16 protein-coding genes are annotated in these 19,665 nt (G+C 72.8%); 11 read left to right on the top strand and 5 right to left on the bottom strand.

Going from position 1 to position 19,665, the window contains the following annotated elements; genetic code table 11:
- The first annotated feature begins 75 nt into the window (after window positions 1-75).
- The 5 genes from ACSU6L_RS06945 (at window position 76) to ACSU6L_RS06925 (ending at window position 6,077) form a co-directional block, all read left to right on the top strand.
- A complete protein-coding gene (locus tag ACSU6L_RS06945; protein WP_437054579.1) occupies window positions 76-1,170 on the top strand; it encodes a fatty acid desaturase family protein in 1,095 nt (364 codons plus the stop codon).
- 61 nt (window positions 1,171-1,231) lie between these two features.
- Complete coding sequence (locus ACSU6L_RS06940) at window positions 1,232-3,058, top strand: gamma-glutamyltransferase family protein (RefSeq protein ID WP_437054577.1); 1,827 nt, start codon at window positions 1,232-1,234, stop codon at window positions 3,056-3,058.
- A 100-nt stretch (window positions 3,059-3,158) separates the two neighbouring features.
- Entirely contained in the window at window positions 3,159-4,004 is an 846-nt protein-coding gene (locus ACSU6L_RS06935; RefSeq protein ID WP_437054575.1) for an inositol monophosphatase family protein, read from the top strand.
- Window positions 4,005-4,158: 154 nt separating this feature from the next.
- Window positions 4,159-5,571, top strand: a complete 1,413-nt coding sequence (locus ACSU6L_RS06930; protein ID WP_437054573.1) for a phytoene desaturase family protein — start codon at window positions 4,159-4,161, stop codon at window positions 5,569-5,571.
- Window positions 5,568-6,077 (top strand): O-acetyl-ADP-ribose deacetylase, encoded by a 510-nt coding sequence (locus tag ACSU6L_RS06925; RefSeq protein ID WP_437054571.1) that lies wholly within the window; start codon window positions 5,568-5,570, stop codon window positions 6,075-6,077. The genes ACSU6L_RS06930 and ACSU6L_RS06925 overlap by 4 nt, the downstream gene beginning before the upstream one ends.
- Window positions 6,078-6,149: 72 nt before the next feature.
- Here ACSU6L_RS06925 and ACSU6L_RS06920 read toward each other — a convergent pair whose 3' ends face one another.
- On the bottom strand, window positions 6,150-6,938 hold the full coding sequence (locus ACSU6L_RS06920; RefSeq protein WP_437054569.1) for a hypothetical protein: 789 nt from the start codon (window positions 6,936-6,938) through the stop codon (window positions 6,150-6,152).
- 103 nt (window positions 6,939-7,041) lie between these two features.
- Here ACSU6L_RS06920 and ACSU6L_RS06915 point away from each other — a divergent pair, with 103 nt between their 5' ends.
- Window positions 7,042-8,439, top strand: a complete 1,398-nt coding sequence (locus ACSU6L_RS06915; protein WP_437054567.1) for an SMI1/KNR4 family protein — start codon at window positions 7,042-7,044, stop codon at window positions 8,437-8,439.
- Between the two features lie 25 nt (window positions 8,440-8,464).
- Here ACSU6L_RS06915 and ACSU6L_RS06910 read toward each other — a convergent pair whose 3' ends face one another.
- A complete protein-coding gene (locus ACSU6L_RS06910) occupies window positions 8,465-9,424 on the bottom strand; it encodes a LysR family transcriptional regulator (protein WP_437054565.1) in 960 nt (319 codons plus the stop codon).
- A 164-nt stretch (window positions 9,425-9,588) separates the two neighbouring features.
- On the opposite strand from ACSU6L_RS06910, the gene ACSU6L_RS06905 reads away from it, so the two are divergent.
- The gene (locus ACSU6L_RS06905) at window positions 9,589-9,984 is read left to right on the top strand and encodes a nuclear transport factor 2 family protein (RefSeq protein ID WP_437054563.1); all 396 of its coding nucleotides are present in this window, start codon (window positions 9,589-9,591) and stop codon (window positions 9,982-9,984) included.
- 87 nt (window positions 9,985-10,071) lie between these two features.
- Here ACSU6L_RS06905 and ACSU6L_RS06900 read toward each other — a convergent pair whose 3' ends face one another.
- Window positions 10,072-10,767 (bottom strand): type 1 glutamine amidotransferase domain-containing protein, encoded by a 696-nt coding sequence (locus ACSU6L_RS06900; protein ID WP_437054561.1) that lies wholly within the window; start codon window positions 10,765-10,767, stop codon window positions 10,072-10,074.
- Window positions 10,768-10,894: 127 nt separating this feature from the next.
- On the bottom strand, window positions 10,895-11,641 hold the full coding sequence (locus tag ACSU6L_RS06895) for a DUF4142 domain-containing protein (protein ID WP_437054559.1): 747 nt from the start codon (window positions 11,639-11,641) through the stop codon (window positions 10,895-10,897).
- A 256-nt stretch (window positions 11,642-11,897) separates the two neighbouring features.
- Between ACSU6L_RS06895 and ACSU6L_RS06890 the strand changes: the two genes are divergently transcribed.
- The gene (locus ACSU6L_RS06890; protein ID WP_437054557.1) at window positions 11,898-15,809 is read left to right on the top strand and encodes a glycoside hydrolase family 2 TIM barrel-domain containing protein; all 3,912 of its coding nucleotides are present in this window, start codon (window positions 11,898-11,900) and stop codon (window positions 15,807-15,809) included.
- On the opposite strand, the gene ACSU6L_RS06885 is transcribed toward ACSU6L_RS06890, so the two are convergent.
- A complete protein-coding gene (locus ACSU6L_RS06885) occupies window positions 15,806-16,939 on the bottom strand; it encodes a CapA family protein (RefSeq protein ID WP_437054555.1) in 1,134 nt (377 codons plus the stop codon). The genes ACSU6L_RS06890 and ACSU6L_RS06885 overlap by 4 nt on opposite strands.
- Before the next feature lie 102 nt (window positions 16,940-17,041).
- Here ACSU6L_RS06885 and ACSU6L_RS06880 point away from each other — a divergent pair, with 102 nt between their 5' ends.
- From ACSU6L_RS06880 to lpdA, 3 genes are all read left to right on the top strand, one after another.
- Entirely contained in the window at window positions 17,042-17,689 is a 648-nt protein-coding gene (locus tag ACSU6L_RS06880) for a phosphoribosyltransferase (protein ID WP_437054553.1), read from the top strand.
- 10 nt (window positions 17,690-17,699) lie between these two features.
- Window positions 17,700-18,125, top strand: a complete 426-nt coding sequence (locus ACSU6L_RS06875) for a CBS domain-containing protein (protein ID WP_437054552.1) — start codon at window positions 17,700-17,702, stop codon at window positions 18,123-18,125.
- Window positions 18,126-18,211: 86 nt separating this feature from the next.
- The gene (lpdA, locus tag ACSU6L_RS06870; RefSeq protein ID WP_437054550.1) at window positions 18,212-19,624 is read left to right on the top strand and encodes a dihydrolipoyl dehydrogenase; all 1,413 of its coding nucleotides are present in this window, start codon (window positions 18,212-18,214) and stop codon (window positions 19,622-19,624) included.
- Window positions 19,625-19,665: the final 41 nt, after the last annotated feature.

Here is a 19,665-nt window from a genome sequence, read left to right as displayed (position 1 = left end):
GTGGGGTTTGCACCCCCTCGAAGACGGGGGCCAGACCGATTCTGCCGGGCACCGCGCGTCCGCAGACTCGAACGCATGAACACCGATCTGGCGGGCAGCCCGCCTCCCTCCGTCACGCCCCGGCCCGCTCGGCGCCCCGGGTCCGCCACCGGCAGCGACTTCGCCGAACTCAGCCGCCGTATGGCCGGGGAAGGGCTGCTCGACCGCCGGCCCCTCTACTACACGGTGCGCTTCACGCTGGTGCTGGCGGCGTTCGCGGGCACCTGGTACGCGCTGTTCGCACTCGGCGACAGCTGGCTCCAGCTCGGCGTCGCGGCCCTGCTGTCGGTCGTGCTCGCGCAGATCGCGCTGGTCTGCCACGACCTCGCCCACCGCCAGGTGTTCAGCCGGCGGGCGCCCAGCGAGATCGGCGGCCGGATCGCCGGCAACCTGCTGATGGGCATGAGCTACGGCTGGTGGATGAACAAGCACACCCGCCATCACGCCAACCCCAACCACGAGGAACGCGACCCGGACGTGTCCCCGGACATCCTGGTGTGGTCGAGGCGGCAGGCCGGACAGGCCGGCGGGCTGGCCCGGTTCGTCGGACGCCGCCAGGCGTACCTGTTCTTCCCGCTGCTGCTCCTGGAGGGCGTCAACCTCAAGTACAACAGCTTCCGCGCCCTGACCGCGCCGACGATGAAACGCCCGTTCCTCGAAGGGGCGCTGCTGGTTGCCCACTTCGCGGGCTACTTCGGGGCCGTGTTCACCGCGCTGCCGCCCGGCAAGGCCATCGCGTTCATCGCGGTGAACCAGGCGCTGCTCGGCGTCTACCTGGGCTGCGTCTTCGCCCCCAACCACAAGGGCATGCTGATGGTGACACCCGAGATGAACCTCGACTTCCTCCGCCGCCAGGTGCTCACCTCCCGCAACGTGCGCGGCGGCCGTCTCGTGGACGCGGCCATGGGCGGCCTCAACTACCAGGTGGAACACCACCTGTTCCCGAGCATGCCCACCCCCGCCCTCACCCGTGCCGCCGAGATCACCAAGGAGTTCTGCGCGGAGAAGGACATCCCCTACTGCGAGGCCGGCCTGCTGCACTCGTACCGCGAGGTGCTCCGCCATCTGCACCGGGTCGGCGAGCCCATCCGGGAGAGGGATCAGGGGAAAAGGCCGCCGGGCCGTCGATAGCCTGCCCGGTGTGCGCTGATCGGACCGGCCGACGCGCGTGACCAGAGAGGTGAGAGACCGGATGTTCACCACCCGCCCCACCCTCCAGGGCACCTTCGGCATGGTGTCCTCCACCCACTGGCTGGCCTCCCAGTCGGCGATGGCCGTCCTGGAGGACGGCGGGAACGCCTACGACGCCGCCGTGACGGGCGCGTTCGTGCTGCACGTCGTCGAACCGCACCTCAACGGGCCGGCCGGGGAAGTACCGATCCTGCTCGCCCCGGCCGGCGGCGAGGTGCGCGTGCTGTGCGGACAGGGCGTCGCCCCGGCCGGCGCCACGGTCGCCCACTACCGGTCGCTCGGCCTGGACCTCGTCCCCGGCACCGGACCCCTGGCCGCCGCCGTGCCCGGCGCCTTCGACGCCTGGATGCTGCTCCTGCGCGACCACGGCACCAAGCCGCTCGCCGACGTCCTCAAGTACGCCATCGGCTACGCCGAGCACGGGCACGCGCCCGTCGACAACGTCGGCGCGACCGTCGAGACCGTACGGGAACTGTTCGAAACCGAGTGGACCTCGTCGGCGGAGGTGTACCTGCCCGGCGGGAAGCCGCCCCGGCCGGGGCGCCTCTTCCGCAATCCCGCCCTCGCCGCCACCTGGAAGCGGCTCCTGGCCGAGACCGCCCGCGCGGGCGACCGCGAGGCGCAGATCGAGGCCGCGCGGGAGGTGTGGCGCACCGGATTCATCGCCGAGGCCCTGGTCCGCCAGGCGCGCCGCCCCACCCTCGACACCAGCGGCGACCGGCACACCGGCACCCTCACCGCCGACGACCTCGCCGCCTGGTCGGCCTCCTACGAGGCGCCGGTGACGTACGACTGGAACGGCTGGACCCTGTGCAAGGCCGGCCCCTGGAGTCAGGGCCCGGTCCTCCTCCAGCAGCTTGCCCTGCTCCCGCCCGAACTGCCCCCCTACGGGTCCGCCGACTACGTCCACCTGCTCGTCGAGGGCTGCAAGCTCGCCATGGCCGACCGGGAGGCCTGGTACGGCGACGCCGCCGACGTACCGCTCGACGACCTGCTGTCCGACGCCTACAACGCCGAGCGGCGGACCCTGGTCGGGCCGCGGGCGTCGTACGAGCTGCGTCCCGGCAGCCCCGGCGGACGCGTGCCGCGGATCAGCGCCCACGCGCGCGTGGAGGCCGCCGCGGAACGTGTCGGCGGTGCCGCCGGAGCGGGCGAACCGACCGTCGCGAAGGGTCCAGCCTCGCCGGTGCCGGGGGAACCGGCCGTCGGCGCCGACGGCGGCACGCGCGGGGACACCTGCCACCTGGACGTCGTCGACCGCTGGGGCAACATGGTCGCCGCCACGCCCAGCGGCGGCTGGCTGCAGTCCAACCCGGTCGTCCCCGAGCTGGGCTTCCCGCTCGGCACCCGGCTGCAGATGACCTGGCTCGAGGAGGGCCTGCCCAACACGCTCACCCCCGGCCGCCGCCCCCGCACCACCCTCACCCCGTCCCTCGCCCTGCGCGACGGCGTCCCGGTCATGGCCTTCGGCACGCCCGGCGGCGACCAGCAGGACCAGTGGCAGCTGCACTTCCTCCTCGCCGTCGCCCTGCGCGGGACGGTGCGCGGCGGCCTCGACCTCCAGGGCGCGATCGACGCCCCCAACTGGCACAACGACGGCTTCCCCGGCTCCTTCCACCCGCGCGGCATGCGACCCGGCAGCGTCACCGTCGAGTCCCGCACGGACCCGGCCGTCGTCGAGGAGCTGCGGCGGCGTGGTCACGACGTCACCGTGGGTGAGCCCTGGTCGGAGGGCCGGCTGTGCGCGGTCGCCCGCGACCCGGAGACCGGCGTGCTGTCGGCGGCGGCGAACCCGCGCGGCATGCAGGGGTACGCGGTGGGCCGCTGATCTGGTGACGGGCGCCGACGGTACGGGGGATTCATCCCGATTCCACCCCGAGTACACCGGCCGGGTGAGGATTGTCAGTGGCGCGTGGTCTCATGGAGTCATGATCGAAGAGACCGAAACCATCGACGAGTTTCTCGCCCGGCACGCGGCCGACGTGGAGGACGCGGTCCGCAAGGCGGCCGCCGCGGAGATCATGCCGCGCTTCCGGCGGCTGGCCGCGCACGAGGTCGACGAGAAGAGCGGCCCGCACGACCTGGTGACGGACGCCGACCGCAAGGCTGAGCTCTACCTCACCCAAGCGCTGGGCGCGCTGCTGCCCGGTTCCGTGGTGGTGGGCGAGGAGGCCGTGCACGCCAACCCCGCGACGTACGAGGCGATACAGGGCGACGCGCCCGTCTGGATCATCGACCCCGTCGACGGCACGCGCCAGTTCGTGCACGGCGACGACGGCTTCTGCACCCTGGTCGCGCTCGCCCGGCACGGCAAGCTCCTCGCGTCCTGGACGTACGCGCCGGCCCGCGACCAACTCGCCACCGCGGTAAGGGGCCAGGGCGCCTTCCTGAACGGCGAGCGGCTGTACGCCGGCCCGCCGGAGCCCGGCCGCGACCTGCGCGTCGCCACCTCCCACCCGGACTACACCACGGACGACCAGAAGCGCGCCCTGCTCGGCCTGCGCACGGAGGGCGTCGCGCCGCGCGCCTGCGGCTCCGCCGGACTGGAGTATCTGGCCGTCGCCCGCGGCGATTCCGACGGAACAGCCTTCTCCTGGGAGGCGGCGTGGGATCACGCCGCGGGACTGCTGCTCGTCGAGGAGGCCGGCGGCGCCCATCTGACCCTCACCGGCGAGCCGTTCCGCATCACCGGCGGCAACTCCCTGCCGTTCACCGCGGCCCGCGACGCGGCGACCGCCCGCAGGATCGCCGCCCTGCTGGCCACCGGGCACTGACCGGACCGGCCGCCCCATGGGCCGGGGCGGTGCGGGGCGGCACCCGTCGCCGGTGCCTGTCGGTGCCCCGGCATATCCTGCTGTTCGAGTGGACATCGGCTGACGAACCGTCCCGGTGCCCATCGGCTGACGAAGGGGTCCGAAGGTGCCGTCGATGTTCGATGTGGTCGTGGTGGGTGCGGGGCCGAACGGACTGACGGCCGCCGTGGAACTGGCCCGTCGCGGCTTCTCGGTCGCTCTCTTCGAGGCCCGCGACACGGTCGGCGGGGGCGCCCGCACCGAAGAGCTGACGCTGCCCGGCTTCCGCCACGATCCGTGCTCCGCCGCCCACCCCCTCGGCGTCAACTCGCCCGCCCTCCGCGCCCTGCCGCTGGCGCGCTACGGCCTGAACTGGCTCCAGCCGGAGCTGCCCATGGCTCACCCGTTCCCCGACGGCACCGCCGCCGTGCTCTCCCGCTCCGTGTCGGAGACCGCCGCGTCCCTCGGACCGCGCGACGCGGGCACGTACCGCAGGCTCGTCGAGCCGTTCCTGCCGCGCTGGGACACACTCGTCCGCGACTTCATGTCACTGCCGCTCAGCGCCCTCCCGCGCGACCCGGTGACCCTGGCCCGCTTCGGACTCGCCGGGCTGCCGCCGTCGACGTGGCTGACCCGCCGCTTCCGCGACGAGCGCGCCAGGACCCTCTTCGCCGGACTCGTCGCCCATGTCATGGCCCCGCTCAGCGGCATCGCCACGGGCGCCATCGGCCTGGTCTTCGCGCTCGCCGCGCACGCCCGCGGCTGGCCTGTCGCCCAGGGCGGCTCCCAGGCAGTGTCGGACGCGCTCGCCGCGTACCTGCGCGACCTCGGCGGCAGCATCCACACCGACTACGAGGTCAAGCGCCTCGACGACCTGCCGCCCGCCCGCGCCTACGTCTTCGACACCTCGCCCACCGCCCTCGCCCGGATCGCGGGTCTCGGCCGCCACTACGACGGTTACCGGTACGGCCCGGGCGTCTTCAAGATCGACTACGCGCTGGACGGTCCCGTCCCCTGGACCGCGCCGGAGGCCCGCACCGCCGGCACCGTCCAGATCGGCGGGGACAGCGCGGAGATCGGCGCCGCCCTGCGCGCCGCCTCCCGCGAGGGCCGGGCCCCCGACAAGCCGTTCATGATCACCGTGCAGCCGAGTGTCGTCGACCCCGCCCGAGCTCCGGCCGGCAAGCAGGTCTTCTGGGCGTACGGACACGTCCCGCACGGCTGGACCGGCGACCTCACCGACGCCATGGAACGCCAACTGGAGCGCTTCGCCCCCGGATTCCGCGACCGCGTCCTCGCCCGCGCGACGGCCGGCCCGCCCGAACTCGCCGCCCGCAACGCCAACTACGTCGGCGGCGACATCGGCTCCGGCGCGTTCTCCGGACTCCAGGTCCTGATGCGCCCCAGACTGTCCCTGTCCCCGTACCACACCCCGCACCCCGCGGTCTTCATCTGCTCGTCGGCCACCCCGCCGGGCCCCGGAGTGCACGGCATGTCGGGCCACAACGCGGCGAAGGCCGTCTGGAGAAGGCTGAGGCAGACGCCATGACCACCCTCGTACTCGTCCAGGGCGACATCACCCGCGAGAGCGCCGACGCCATCGTCAACGCGGCCAACTCCTCCCTGCTGGGTGGCGGAGGCGTCGACGGGGCCATCCACCGCCGGGGCGGCCCGGCGATCCTGGAGGAGTGCCGCAAGCTCCGCGCCTCCCGGTACGGCAAGGGCCTCCCCACCGGCCAGGCGGTCGCCACCACGGCGGGCGCACTGGACGCGCGCTGGGTCATCCACACCGTCGGCCCGGTCTGGTCGGCCACGGAGGACCGCTCCGGCCTGCTCGCCTCCTGCCACCGGGAGTCGCTGCGCGTCGCCGACGAGCTGGGCGCCCGTACGGTCGCGTTCCCGGCGATCTCCACCGGGGTGTACCGGTGGCCGATCGACGACGCGGCGCGCATCGCGGTGGAGACGGTGCGGAACACGCCGACAGCGGTCGAGGAGGTGCGCTTCGTCCTCTTCGACGACCGGGCGTACCAGGCGTTCGCGCGGCAGGCCGGCTGACCGCCGGACCGGCTGGATGCAGAACCGCCAGACAGGGTGACCGCCGGACCGGCTGACCGCCGGACCGGCGGGTCAGAACGGCGGGTCCTCGGAGTAGCCACCCGTTCCCCAACCCTGCCGTTCGGCGGCCCGGCGGGCGCGAAGTTCGCGGACCGCGACGTCGTCCGCGTTCTCCAGAGCGCTGGTGTCGTGGCCCCATGTCCTGAGCGCGCTCAGCGCACGGTCCCGCCTGGACCGGTCCGTGCTGGTGGTCAGCAGACGGCGGGCGTGCTCGGCCAGTTCCCCCCGGTGCGAGACGAGGGCGGGGTGCTCCACCAGCGGGACGGCGGCGACGAAGGCCGCGTCGCGCACGTCGGCGTCGTCATCGCCGAGGAGGGGCCGGACCGCCGAGTGGAACGCCGGCCGCAGGTCCCGGAACGCGCGTATCTCCGGGCACTCGTCGAGAAACCCGTCGTCCCACGTGCCCTCGGCGATGGCCACGCACTCGTCGTCGGCGTCGAGGGCGGTGTCCGCGAGCCAGTCCAGCAGCGCCGCGCGGGTCGGGTAGCGCGACGTCCGCTCGCCGTCCCGGCCGGACTCACCCGCGGCGGTGGCCGGGTGGTTCAGGACCGCCGCGACGTACAGCGCCACGGGCACGGTCGCTTCGTAGACGGTGTTCTGGTGGGTGACGGCGCTGAGCGCGTCACCGACGGCGGCCGCCCGGACGGCCGGGTCGGTGTCGAGAAACCGTGCCAGCGCCCCCGGCAGATCCTCGCCCGTCCCGCACGGGGTCTCGAGCGAAGCCCAGTCGGTGCCGGTCAACAGCTCCTCGGGGCGGGGGAGCGGGGCGTGGTGAGGGGTGTCCGTCCGGTTGCTCGTCACCCGCGAAGGCTACTTCGGAGGCCGGGGCTATGCTTCGACGGATCGAACATGTGATCCACAGCGCTTGAACCCTCGCTCAGCACACGCCCACTGGAGGTCCGCGTTGCCCTCGATCCACGACTTCGCGACATGGGAACCGGTGCTCAGGCTGCTGAGCCCCGGCAGCGCGTCGGACGCCGCCACGGCGGGCGGCCGCGTGGCGGGCCGGATCGACCGGCACGGATGGAGTTTGCCCCTCCGGCGGCCGAGGCCACGACCCGGACAGGCCGCGCAGGTCGAGGACATGCAGGCGGAGTTCGACGCGGTGCGGCGGGTGCAGCGCGCGCTCGCGGGCAGTGGGGCCGACACCGTCTCCTTCTCGGCGGAGTTCCTGCCGGACGCCAGGGCGGTCGTCCACCTGCTCGGCTCCAGCCCCGCCGTGGAGCCCGGCGTGGGCAGCGCCCACCCCGGGTCGCTCGTCCTGGTCGAGGACGCCGTGCCCGCGCCCTGGCGCCGCCTCCCGGAACCCGTGCCCGGCGCGCTGCCCGCCCCCACGGCGGACCCGGAGCTGCTGGAGCGCACGCTCCGCGAGCGGTTGCCCGACGCGATCGGCGCCACCGAGGCGGAGATCGCCCAGGCGGAGGCCCGTCTCGGCGTCGCCCTGCCCGAGGAGCTGAAGGCGCTGTACCGGGTGACCCGCGCCAAGTGGGAGGACTGGGCGGACGACCACGGGGCGCCGGCCCGCCACGCCGAGGCGGTCGGCTGTGAACTGTTCGCCCTGGACGAGCTCTACATATCCGATGTCGCCTCCCGGCCCTGCCCCTGGCGGTTCGCGGCCACCGAGGCGGCCGTCACCCCGCCGGACGCCGCGGTGCAGCGCCTGGCCGGCTCGCCGGGCTGGATCGTCTTCGGCGACAACGGCGGCGGCGACCGGATCGCCGTCGACCTGACCCCCGGCCCGCGCGGCCGGCTCGGCCAGGTCGTCATGATCGGCCACGAGGACAACCTCGGCGCCGAGCTGCTCGCGCACTCCGTCACCGACATGATCCTCGAACGGGAGGCGGAGGAGCCGCACGACGGCCGAGAGGGCGAGGGCCGAGAGGACGAGCCGTCGCCCGTCGCGCACGTCAACATCCGCAGTCTGCCCAGCGTGGCCGCCGCCGCCCACCCGGCGCTGGAGGTGCTGTGCGTCGGCGTGTGGGAGGGCGAGCCGGTGAGCCTCGCCCCGGTCGTCGGACTGCCCCGGCTGCGCACCCTCACCGCCTACCCCGGCACGCTGGCCGACCCGCTGGAGATCGCCCGGCTGACCGGCCTCGAGTACCTGGAGCTGGGACCGGGGGAGTGGCGGGTCCTCCTCGACGCGGACGCCGTCCCGCGCGGCCTGTCCGCCGTGGGCATCGTGGCGCACGGCAACCCGGACCCGCTGCCGATCGTGGGGCTCGCCAACGAGATCCTCTCCCTCTGGGACCGCCCCCTGATCTCCCGCACCGTCCTCGAAGGCCGCCTCGGCCAGGTGGCGTAGCCCCGCCGGGCCGCGCCCGCGGCGCTCACCAGGTGCGGCCCGCCTCCAGCAGAAGGTCCCGGACCCGGACGACGTCCGGGTTGTCCGGGCGGCCGGGGCGTTGGACGAGGTAGCCCGTGTTGATCGGCGGGTCCTCCGGTTCGAGCAGCGGCACCAGGGCGCCGGAGGCCAGCTCGGCCAGGCACAGATAGCGCGGCAGCACGGTGAACCCGGCTCCCGCGACGACCGCCGCGAGCACCCCGCGCAGGTCGGGGACGGTGACGGCGGCCGGGCAGGACAGCCGGGTGCCGAAGACGTGCCGCCAGTACCGGCGGGCGATCGGCACGTCCTCCGCGTAGGTGACGAGCGGCACGGCGTGCAGCGCGTCGGGGGCGTCGGCGGTGAGGCGCCCGGCCAGCCGGTCCGCCCAGACGGGCGCGGCCACCAGGACGAACTCCTCGTCCATCAGCGGCGTGGCGGTCAGGGCCCGCCCGCGCGGCCGGTAGGTGGCGATCACCAGGTCGTGACGGCCGGCGCGCAGTTCCTCCAGGAGCGGATCGGTCAGTCCGAGCGTGACCCGCAGCCGCAGCCCCTCGGCGGTCAGCGGGGCGAGGGCCGGCAGCACCCGGACGGACATCAGCTCCGCGGGCCCGGCCAGATGCACCGGCGCGGCCCGCTCGTCCGCGGCGGTGTCCTGCCCGGTCGCGGCGGCGAGCGCGTCGAGCGGCGCCGCCACCCGCGCGGCGAGGTCGTGTGCGACGGCGGTCGGGGCGACGCCGCGCGGCAGCCGCGCGAACAGTTCCCGCCCCGACTGCCGTTCCAGCGCCCGGATCTGGGTGGTCACGGTCGGCTGCGACACACCGAGCAGGCCTGCGGCGGCGGTGAACGAACCGGAACGGTAGACCGCCAGGAAGGTGCGCAGCAGGTTCAGGTCGGCCACCGTGTGCGCGACGGGCGACCGCTCTTCGGCGGAGCCGCCTGAGCCATCGGTTTGCCTATGCGTCACGGTCAAGAGCCTAGTCGCCTCCTATGAGAGAGGGGCGGGAAGCCCATTGCGCACAGCGGTACCGCCGCCATACCCTCCGATGCGCCTATTCAATTTATTGAGTATGTGTGCGTCGCGTTACCGAGCATGCATCGCGGCTGAGGCCGCAGACAGGGAGGGCTCCCATGCACCCGTTCCGGAAAGCCGTCGAGAACCGCGACGTGCCCGCGCTGGAGGCGCTGCTGGCGGAGAACGTGGTCTTCACCAGCCCCGTGGCCTTCAAGCCGTACGAAGGCAAGGCCATCACCGCGGCCATCCTGCGCGGCGTGATGCGGGTCTTCGAGGACTTCTCCTACGTCCGCGAGATCGCCAACCCCGACGGCCGCGACCACGCCCTCGTCTTCACCGCCACCGTGAACGGCAAGCGGATCCAGGGCTGCGACTTCCTGCACTTCGACGAGGACGGCAGGATCGACGACTTCACCGTCATGGTCCGCCCCCTGTCCGCGGCCCAGGCCCTCGCCGAGGCCATGGGCGCGCAGTTCGACCGGATAGCGAGCGAGGCGGCGGCCGGCGCCTGAGCCGCCGTCCTCCGCCCCGCCGTCCCGGGCCGGCCGGTCTCCGCCCGCCTCACCCGCCGTTCCCCGTTCTCCGCCCGGCGGCGTCGCTCAGGCCAGCTTCTTCAGCAGCTCGGCGGCGAGCGGGGCGGACGAGGCCGGGTTCTGCCCGGTCACGAGGTTGCGGTCGACGACCACGTTCGGCGCCCACGGCTCACCGGCCCGCACGTCCACCCCGGCCTCCACGAGGCGGGACTGGAGCAGCCACTTCGCCTTGTCCGCCAGGCCGCCCTGGGTCTCCTCGGCGTCCGTGAACGCGGCCACCCGGTACCCGGCGAACGCGTTCGCGCCGTCCTCGCGCACGGCGGCCAGCAGCGCGGCCGGGCCGTGGCAGACCACGCCGAGCGGCTTGCCGGCGTCGAGGGCGTCGATCAGCAGCCCGCCCGAGGCGGCGTCCACGGCCAGGTCCTCCATGGGGCCGTGCCCGCCGGGGTAGAACACGGCCGCGTAGTCGTCGAGGACGACGTCCTCCAGCCGGATCGGCCGCTCCAGCTCGGTCATCCCGGCCAGCGCCCGCGCGACCCGGTCGGCGCCCTCCGGACCGCCGTTGTACTCGGGGGCCAGGCTGCCCTTGTCCACGGGCGGCACGACACCGCCCGGCGTGGCGACGACGATCTCGTGACCGGCGGCCTTGAACGCCTCGTACGGCGCGACGGCCTCCTCGGCCCAGAATCCGGTGGGGTGCCGGGTGCCGTCGTTCAGCGTCCAGTGGTCGGCGCCGGTCATCACGAACAGGATCTTCGACATGGTGCATCTCCCAAGGGTGGTTCGATGCCGTCGACGTTAGGCCTGCCCCGGAGGGCCTTTCCAATGACGAATCCAATGTCCCGCATAGGCAAGCCGATGGATCCGCAGGAATAACCCGGACGGCTGCTCAGCGGGAGGTCGGCGCGGGCGTCGGCGACGGCGCCGACGTGTTGATGTTCAGGTCCTCCCGCGGCTCCAGCACGAGCACCGGCGCGCCCGGCTGCGGCGGCGGCGGGGTGAGCTGGTCCTTGGGCAGCTTCGGCGGGGAGGTCTGCTGGAAGTTCACCTGTTCGTGATTGACCAGGCCGGTCTTCTCCAGCACGGTGATGTGGTCGAGCACCGTGTCGTTGGCCTGGTCGGCGAGTTCCCTGATCAGGCTGTTGCGGGTGTTGGCACGGACCTTGGCGATGACCGGGAAGATCTGACCGTGCGTCACCCGCATGATGGTGACGGCCGTGGAGTCGAACTGCCGGCCCGTCTCCGAGGCCGATGTCGCCACGAACTGCTGCTGCTGGGGGCTGGCCTGGTTGGGCAGCGTGATGCCCAGCTCCGGCGCGATCCGCCGGCAGGTCGCGTCGAGCCTGGAATGACCGACGACCAGATGCTTGCCGGCCTCCTTCATCTCCGCCGTCGTACCGCGCTTCATCGCCATCTCGCCCAGCGGGTACTCCCACAGCCCGGCCGCCCGGACCTTGACCACGAAGTCGCGGTCGGCCTCGGTCAGCGGCCCGTACCGGGTGTTGGCGATGATGCGGTCCCCCGTCGTCGCCGTGTTCTCCACGCCGAGCATGGCGGGATACGCGAGGGCGGCCAGGGTCAGACCCAGCGCGCCGAAGACGAAGACACTTCCTGCCGTGGTGCGGGACATCCGCATGCTGCCTCCAGACGCGAGCACGTTGTACGCCAGGAGGTACGCAAACGCCGGGCGGTTCGATCAGCGCGCCGGGAAATTCCTCACCCGGGCGGTGTGGGCTGCGCCACACCACCTGTTTCGGCCGACCGGCCCAACAGAACCGCACAGACAGCGACGGCGTCATTGCTTCGATTGTGTTGGAGTTCTAGTGTGACCGAGCCTCAGAAGTCCCCAGGGGCCCATGAGTTGAGGGGTTCACCCGAGGAAGGTCACGGTCATGCCGCACCCGCACGTGCCTCATGTCTCACACCCCGAACCGTCCGCCGGACGCCCGGCAGTCAGCCGCCGCCGGCTGCTCGAGGGCGGAGCCGCCGTCCTCGGCGCGCTCGCCCTGTCCGCACCGCCCGGCACGGCCCGCGCCGCCGGACCCGCCGCCGCGCCGGACGGGACCCCTGAGTGGAACGGCCGTATCGACGTCTTCAGCGTCGGCACCGAACCGCCGCACACCACGCTGATGCCGTACGCGGACGTCGACCAGGCGCTGGCCGCCGACCGCACCCGCTCACCGTGGCGGATCGGCCTCGACGGCACCTGGAAGTTCGCCTACGCCGAGCGCCCCGACGACCGCGATCCCGACTTCCACCGCACGGACCTCGACGACCGCGACTGGGACACGATCCCCGTCCCCTCCGTCTGGCAGCTGCACGGCTACGACCGCCCGATCTACCTCAACATCACCTACCCCTACTGGGGGCCCAACGGCCTGGGCGAGGAGCCGCAGCCGCCCGCCGCGCCGACCCGCCACAACCCCGTCGGCCAGTACCGCCGCACCTTCACCGTGCCGCGCTCCTGGTCCGGCCGTCGCACCGTGCTGCACTTCGAGGGGGTGAAGTCCGCCCACTACGTGTGGATCAACGGCAGGCTGGCCGGCTACGACGAGGACTCCTACACGCCCTCCGAGTACGACATCACCCCCCACCTGCGTGAGGGCACCAACCAGATCGCGGTGGAGGTCTACCGCTACTCCGACGGCGACTGGCTGGAGGACCAGGACATGATCCGGCTGAGCGGCATCTTCCGCTCGGTCTACCTGTACTCCACGCCGGCCGTGCACCTGCGGGACTTCAAGCTGGACACCCCGCTCGCCGACGACTACACAGCCGCCGAGCTGAAGGTGACGGCACACGTCCGCTCATCGGACGAGGTATCCGGCGGACTGTATACCGTCGACATCATGCTGTACGACGCCGACGGCCGACCCGTCTGGCGCCGCCCGCTCCAACGGTCCGTCGACGTCCCCGCCGGGCAGGAAGCCACCGTGGACGCCACGCAGCGGATCCCCGAGCCCCGGCTCTGGTCGGCCGAGCAGCCGTACCTCTACACCGCCGTCCTCCAGCTCCGCGACCCGGCCGGAAAGGTCGTCGAGACCCTGTCGCACCGCGTCGGCCTGCGCGAGTTCGCGCTCGAGGACGGCCTGATGCGCATCAACGGCAAGCCCGTCACCTTCCGCGGCACCAACCGGCACGAGATGCACCCCGACCGCGGCACCGCGCTCACCCGCGCGGACATGGTCCGGGACATCGAACTGATCAAACGCCTCAACATCAACAGCGTCCGCACCTCGCACTACCCCAACAACCCGCTCTGGTACGAACTCGCCGACGAGTACGGCCTGTACCTCGTCGACGAGACCAACCTGGAGACCCACGGCATCCGCGGCGAGTACCCGGGCGACCACCCCGAATGGACCAAGGCGTGCGTCGCCCGCGCCCAGAACATGGTCCACCGCGACAAGAACCACGCCTCGGTCGTCATCTGGTCGCTCGGCAACGAGGCCGGCGGCGGCAGCACCTTCACCACCATGCACGACTGGATCCGCTCCTACGACCCCACCCGCGTCATCCAGTACGAGGGCGACGACCGCCCGGGCGTCAGCGACATCCGCTCCGAGATGTACGACACCCCCCAGCGCGTCGAGACCCGCGCGAAGGACACCTCCGACACCCGGCCCTACGTCATGATCGAGTACTCCCACTCGATGGGGAACTCCACCGGCAACTTCAAGAAGTACTGGGACCTCGTCCGCCGCCACGACGTCCTCCAGGGCGGCTGGATCTGGGACTTCGCCGACCAGTCCCTCACCTGGCCCACCCCGCCGCGCGTCCTGCTCACCGAGACCGGCCCCGCCGGCCTGAAAGGCGAGATCCTCGCCCCCGGCGGCAGCTTCGACCGGGCGCGAGGCCTGTCCGGCGGCACCGTCTTCGCCCGCGACCCCCGCCTGGACCTCACCGGCTCCCTGACCCTGGAGGCATGGATCACCCCGAAGGTGACGGGCTACCACCAGCCCATCATCGCCAAGGGCGACACCCAGTACGCCCTGAAGCAGACCAACCGCAACCTGGAGTTCTTCATCCACGGCGACGGCCAGTGGACCACCGCGACCTGGCCGCTGCCCGCCGACTGGACCGGTTCCGAACACCACGTCGCGGGCGTCTACGACGCCGACGCCGGCACCCTCACCCTCTCCGTGGACGGCCAGGTCAGAGCCACCCGCACCACCACCCGGCGGCCCGGCGTCAACACCGCGCCCCTCGCCCTCGCCACCGACGCCGACAACTGGACCCGCGAGTTCAGCGGCACCGTCCGCCGCGCCCGCGTCTACGCCCGCGCCCTCACCGCCGCCGAACTCGCCGCCGCCGGCCGAGGCCCCGGCGACGACGGCGTGCGGTTCTGGTTCGACGCCGCCACCGTCGGCCACACCGAGAGGAAACCCCGCGAGAAGACCTTCTACGCCTTCGGCGGCGACTGGGGCGACAACCCCAACGACGGCGCCTTCGTCGCCGACGGCATCGTCACCGCCGACCGCGGCCACACCGGCAAGGCCGCCGAGGTCAAACGGATCCACCAGACCATCGACGTCACCCCCGCCGGCGGCGGCCCCGGCGCCGTCACCCTCACCAACGAGAACCTGTTCACCGGTCTGCGCGCCTACGACGGGCACTGGGCCCTGGTCGCCGACGGCAGCACGGTCCAGCGCGGCCGGCTGACCCGCGCCCAGCTCGACGTACCGCCCCTGTCCTCCAAGAGCGTCACCCTCCCCGTACGGCTGCCCGACGACCCGCCGCCCGGCACCGAGTACTTCCTGGAACTGTCCTTCACCACCCGGGAGCCCACCCCCTGGGCCGACTCCGGCTTCGAGGTGGCCCGCGCGCAGATCCCCCTCGACGCGGGCGCCCCGGCCGTCACACCGGTACCGCTCGACCGCGTGCCCGCGCTCCGCCACACGGAGACGGGCGAGCGGATCACCGTCACCGGCGACGACTTCACCGTCACCGTCGACAGACGCAGCGGCCTCATCACCTCCTACGAGGCGAACGGCCGGCCCCTGATCGTCTCCGGCCCCGCACCCAACTTCTGGCGCGCCCCCACCGACAACGACAAGGGCAACGGCCAGCACACCCGCAACCAGACCTGGCGCGACGCCGGGGCCCGCCGCACGGTGACCGGCGTCCGGGTGCGCGCCCTGCGCGACCGGGCCGTCGAGATCACCGTCACCGGCACCCTGCCGACCACCGTCGAATCGGCGTACGGCACCACCTACACCGTCTTCGGCAACGGCGAGATCAAGGTCGACCACACCCTGCACCCGGGCGCCGCGAACCTGCCGTACCTCCCCGAGGTCGGCAGCCTGCTGTTCCTGCCCGCACGGCTGGAACGGCTGCGCTACTACGGGCGCGGCCCCGAGGAGAACCACTGGGACCGCAACAACGGCACCGACGTCGGCGTGTACTCCGGGACCGTCTCCGGACAGTGGACGCCGTACATCCGCCCGCAGGAGAACGGCAACAAGACCGACGTCCGCTGGATCGCTCTCACCGACCGCGACGGCACCGGACTGCTCGTCACCGGGGACTCCCTCCTCGAGGTCAACGCCTCCCACTTCACCCCCGAGGACCTGTCGCTGGGCGTGCGCCACGACTACCAGCTCACCCCGCGCGAGGAGGTCGTCCTGCGAGTGAACCACCGCCAGATGGGCGTCGGCGGCGACAACAGCTGGGGCGCCCACACCCACGACGAGTACAAGCTGTTCGCCGACCGCGACTACGCCTACACCTACCGGCTGCGCCCCCTCACCGGCCTCGACCAGGCCATGGCGGCCTCCCGCCGGCCCACCGCCACGGAGGCCTAGACCTCCGGATCCGGTTCCTCACCCGACGGCACCGCCTCGAAGGTGCCGTCGGGGCCGGGCACCACCGCGGCGCCCACCGCGAAGGCGTCGAGCGTCGCCCGCAGCCAGGCGCGGTCACGCCCGTCCGGGTGCTCCAGCCGCATCCGCCGCGCCCGCAGCGGCACCAGCCGCAGCCCGCGCAGCCGCCCCGTCCCCGCCTCCACCGCGGCCAGGAACACCAGCCGCAGATCGTCGCGGTACTCCTCGTAGCCGGAGATGCCCTCGTAGTCGTCGACGAAGTCCCCGCAGCCGTACAGCACCAGCCGCTCCCGGTACACCTCGATGCGGCGGGGGTGGTGCGAGGAGTGACCGTGCACCACGTCCACCCCGCCGTCGACCAGGTCGTGCGCGAAACGGACCTGGTCCCGCGGGATGAGGTGGCCCCAGTTCGAACCCCAGTGCACGGAGACGACCACCACGTCACCGGGCCGCCGGACCCGCCCCACCCGGCGCAGCACCGCCTCGGCCACCGCCGGTGACGGGGAAGGGGCGAAGGCCACCCCCGACTGCCGCTCCGTCGCCGCCCAGCTCGGCGGCACCCCGCTGGACAGCATGGCGAGCCCGAACACCAGCACCCGCACGCCACCGGACCCCACCGGCACCACGGCGGGCGCGTACGCCGACGCCGCGTCCCGGCCCGCGCCCGCCGTCCGCAGCCCCGCACCGGCCAGCACCTCCAGCGTCTCCGCCAGCCCGCGCCGGCCGAAGTCCAGGACGTGGTTGTTGGCCAGCACGCACACGTCCGGACGGGCCACCGTCAGCGCCGGCAGGTTCGCCGGATGCATCCGGTAGTGCACCGCCTTGCCCGGCGCGAACGTGCCGTCCGCCGTCACCGACGTCTCCAGGTTCACGATCCGCACGTCCGGCGCGGCCTCCGCGAGCACCCGCAGCGCCTCTCCCCACGGCCACCCCGGATCCACCGGCGCCGGCACCGGCCCGTTCACCGCCTCCGCCAGCGCCACATAGCCGCGGGCATCGCGTACGTACTCCTCCCGCAGCCCCGGATCCCCCGGGTGCGGCAGGATCTGGTCGACGCCCCGCCCGAGCATCACGTCCCCGCACAGGAACAGCGTCACGACACCGCCGCCCATGACTCCACCGTAGGACCGCCCCGCCACGTGTGGCTCGCCTCCGCGGGGAAACCCGGGGCCGAGAGGACGTAACGAGAGGGCGACCGGACGGGGGCGGGGCACATGACCACGCGTTTCCACAACCGCACACACGCCGGCCAGGAACTGGCCGAACACCTGCGCATCCTTCAGGAGAAGGGACTCCTCCCGCATCCTGTCGTCCTCGCCCTCCCCCGCGGGGGCGTCACGGTGGCCCAGGAGGTCGCCCGGGCCCTCGGCGCACCGCTCGACGTGCTGGTCGTACGCAAGATCGGGGCACCGTTCCACGAGGAGTTCGGGGTCGGCGCCATCGCCGGCGACGAGCCCCCGCTGTTCGACCAGCGGTCCCTGGACCAGGCCGGGCTCACCGAGGAGGACCTCGCCCCCGTGGTCGCCCGGGAACGCGCCGAGCTGCGCCGCCGCGAGGAACGCTACCGGCAGGGCCGGCCCGCCCCCGAACTGGCCGGCTGCACCGCCATCCTCGTCGACGACGGACTCGCCACCGGCGCCACCGCCCGGGCCGCCGTGCACGCCGTGCGCGGAGCGCAGCCGGAGCGGATCGTCGTGGCCGCGCCGGTGTGCTCCGCGGAGGCGGCCGAACTGCTGCGCGGCGACGCCGACGACGTGGTGTGCCTGCTGAGGCCCAGCCCCTTCCACGCGGTCGGCCTCTGGTACGAGGACTTCGACCAGCTCACCGACGACGACGTCCTGAAAGCACTGCACGGCGGCTAGGAGGCACCCCATGACCAGGTACGTACGCGACGTGATGTCGCCCGGCGCGGCAGCCGTCGAACCGATGACGACGCTCACCGAGGCCGCCGTGGTGATGCGCGAGCAGAACATCGGCGACGTCCTCGTGGCGTACGACTGCGACCTGTTCGGCGTCCTCACCGACCGGGACATCACCGTCCGGGGCGTCGCCGAGGGCCGCGACCCCAAGGTCACCACCGTGGGTTCGCTGTGCACCCGGCCGCCCGTGGTGACCCTCGCCCCCGAGGACACCACCGACCACGCCGTCGAGCTGATGCGCCGGTACGCGGTACGCCGGCTGCCCGTCGTCGAGCACGGCGGCTGCCCCATCGGCATGATCAGCCTCGGCGATCTCGCCACCACCGAGGACCCGCACTCCGCGCTCGCCGACATCAGCCGGGCCGCCCCGAGCCGCTGACCGCGCGGCGGCCGGTGGCGGGCCGCGGTGCGGGACGGAACAATCCGACTGGAACCGCTCGCACCGCACCGAAAGGGACCTTGCGCATGGACGAGCAGGACGAACGCTTCGACGTCGTCGTACTCGGCGCCGGCCCCGGCGGGTACGTCGCCGCCATCCGCGCCGCCCAGCTGGGCCGACGCGTCGCCGTCGTCGAGGAGAAGTACTGGGGCGGGGTCTGCCTGAACGTCGGCTGCATCCCCACCAAGGCCCTGCTGCGCAACGCCGAACTCGCGCACATCGTCACCCGCGAGGCGAAGACCTTCGGCATCCGGTCGGACGCGCCGATCACCTTCGACTACGGCGAGGCCTACCGCCGCAGCCGCAAGGTCGCCGACGGCCGCGTCAAGGGCGTCCACTACCTGATGAAGAAGAACAAGATCACCGAGTTCGACGGCCGCGGCACCTTCCTCGACGCGAACACCCTCCAGGTCACCGACTACGAGGGCACCACCCGCACCATCGGCTTCGACAACTGCGTCATCGCCACCGGCGCGACCCCGAAACTGCTGCCCGGCACCAAACGCAGCGCCCGCGTGGTGACGTACGAGGAGCAGATCCTCGCCGAGGACCTGCCCGGGTCGATCATCGTCGCGGGCGCCGGGGCCATCGGCATCGAGTTCGCCTACGTCCTGCACAACTACGGCGTGCAGGTCACCGTCGTCGAGTTCCTGGACCGCGTCGCGCCCACCGAGGACGCCGACGTCTCCGCCGAACTCGCCAAGCAGTACCGCCGCCTCGGCATCGACGTGCTCACCTCCACCCGCGTCGACGCCATCGACGAGTCCGGCCCGCGGGTCCGCGTCACCGTCACCGCCAAGGACGGCTCCCAGCAGGTGCTGGAGGCCGACAAGGTCCTCCAGGCCATCGGCTTCGCCCCGAACATCGAGGGCTACGGCCTGGAGAACACCGGGGTCGAGGTCACCGAGCGCGGCGCCATCGGCGTCGACGCCCGCTGCCGCACCTCCGTCCCGCACATCTACGCCATCGGCGACGTCACCGCGAAGCTGATGCTCGCGCACGCCGCCGAGGCCATGGGCGTGGTCGCGGCGGAGACCATCGCCGGCGCCGAGACCATGGAACTCGACTACGCGATGATCCCGCGCGCCACCTACTGCCAGCCGCAGATCGCCAGCTTCGGCTACACCGAGGCCCAGGCCCGCGACCTCGGCCACGACGTCGAGGTCGCCAAGTTCCCCTTCACCGCCAACGGCAAGGCCCACGGCCTCGGCGACAGCACCGGCTTCGTGAAACTCATCAGCGACGCCAAGTACGGCGAGCTGATCGGCGGCCACCTCATCGGCCCGGACGTCACCGAGCTGCTGCCCGAGCTGACCCTGGCCCAGCAGTGGGACCTCACCGTCCACGAGGTGGCCCGCAACGTCCACGCCCACCCGACGCTGGGCGAGGCCGTGAAGGAGGCCGTGCACGGGCTCGCCGGACACATGATCAACTTCTGACGCCGGCCGGGTCGTCGTCGCGGGCGGACACGGTCCTCGCC

The organism is Streptomyces sp. enrichment culture (genome assembly GCF_964272855.1).
Classification (GTDB): Bacteria; Actinomycetota; Actinomycetes; order Streptomycetales; family Streptomycetaceae; genus Streptomyces.
The sequence above is the reverse complement of the archived record's forward strand: the minus strand, read 5'-3'. Positions and strand labels throughout refer to the sequence as shown.

Bases quoted from the DNA above. Each gene is read 5' to 3' on its own strand.
- ACSU6L_RS06905 (WP_437054563.1), top strand. From the start codon at position 9,589: ATGCACCCGTTCCGGAAAGCCGTCGAGAACCGCGACGTGCCCGCGCTG.
- ACSU6L_RS06880 (WP_437054553.1), top strand. From the start codon at position 17,042: ATGACCACGCGTTTCCACAACCGCACACACGCCGGCCAGGAACTGGCC.
- ACSU6L_RS06930 (WP_437054573.1), top strand. From the start codon at position 4,159: ATGTTCGATGTGGTCGTGGTGGGTGCGGGGCCGAACGGACTGACGGCC.
- ACSU6L_RS06875 (WP_437054552.1), top strand. From the start codon at position 17,700: ATGACCAGGTACGTACGCGACGTGATGTCGCCCGGCGCGGCAGCCGTC.
- ACSU6L_RS06890 (WP_437054557.1), top strand. From the start codon at position 11,898: ATGCCGCACCCGCACGTGCCTCATGTCTCACACCCCGAACCGTCCGCC.
- ACSU6L_RS06925 (WP_437054571.1), top strand. From the start codon at position 5,568: ATGACCACCCTCGTACTCGTCCAGGGCGACATCACCCGCGAGAGCGCC.
- ACSU6L_RS06945 (WP_437054579.1), top strand. From the start codon at position 76: ATGAACACCGATCTGGCGGGCAGCCCGCCTCCCTCCGTCACGCCCCGG.
- ACSU6L_RS06940 (WP_437054577.1), top strand. From the start codon at position 1,232: ATGTTCACCACCCGCCCCACCCTCCAGGGCACCTTCGGCATGGTGTCC.
- lpdA (WP_437054550.1), top strand. From the start codon at position 18,212: ATGGACGAGCAGGACGAACGCTTCGACGTCGTCGTACTCGGCGCCGGC.
- ACSU6L_RS06885 (WP_437054555.1), bottom strand. From the start codon at position 16,939: ATGGGCGGCGGTGTCGTGACGCTGTTCCTGTGCGGGGACGTGATGCTC.
- ACSU6L_RS06935 (WP_437054575.1), top strand. From the start codon at position 3,159: ATGATCGAAGAGACCGAAACCATCGACGAGTTTCTCGCCCGGCACGCG.
- ACSU6L_RS06895 (WP_437054559.1), bottom strand. From the start codon at position 11,641: ATGCGGATGTCCCGCACCACGGCAGGAAGTGTCTTCGTCTTCGGCGCG.
- ACSU6L_RS06900 (WP_437054561.1), bottom strand. From the start codon at position 10,767: ATGTCGAAGATCCTGTTCGTGATGACCGGCGCCGACCACTGGACGCTG.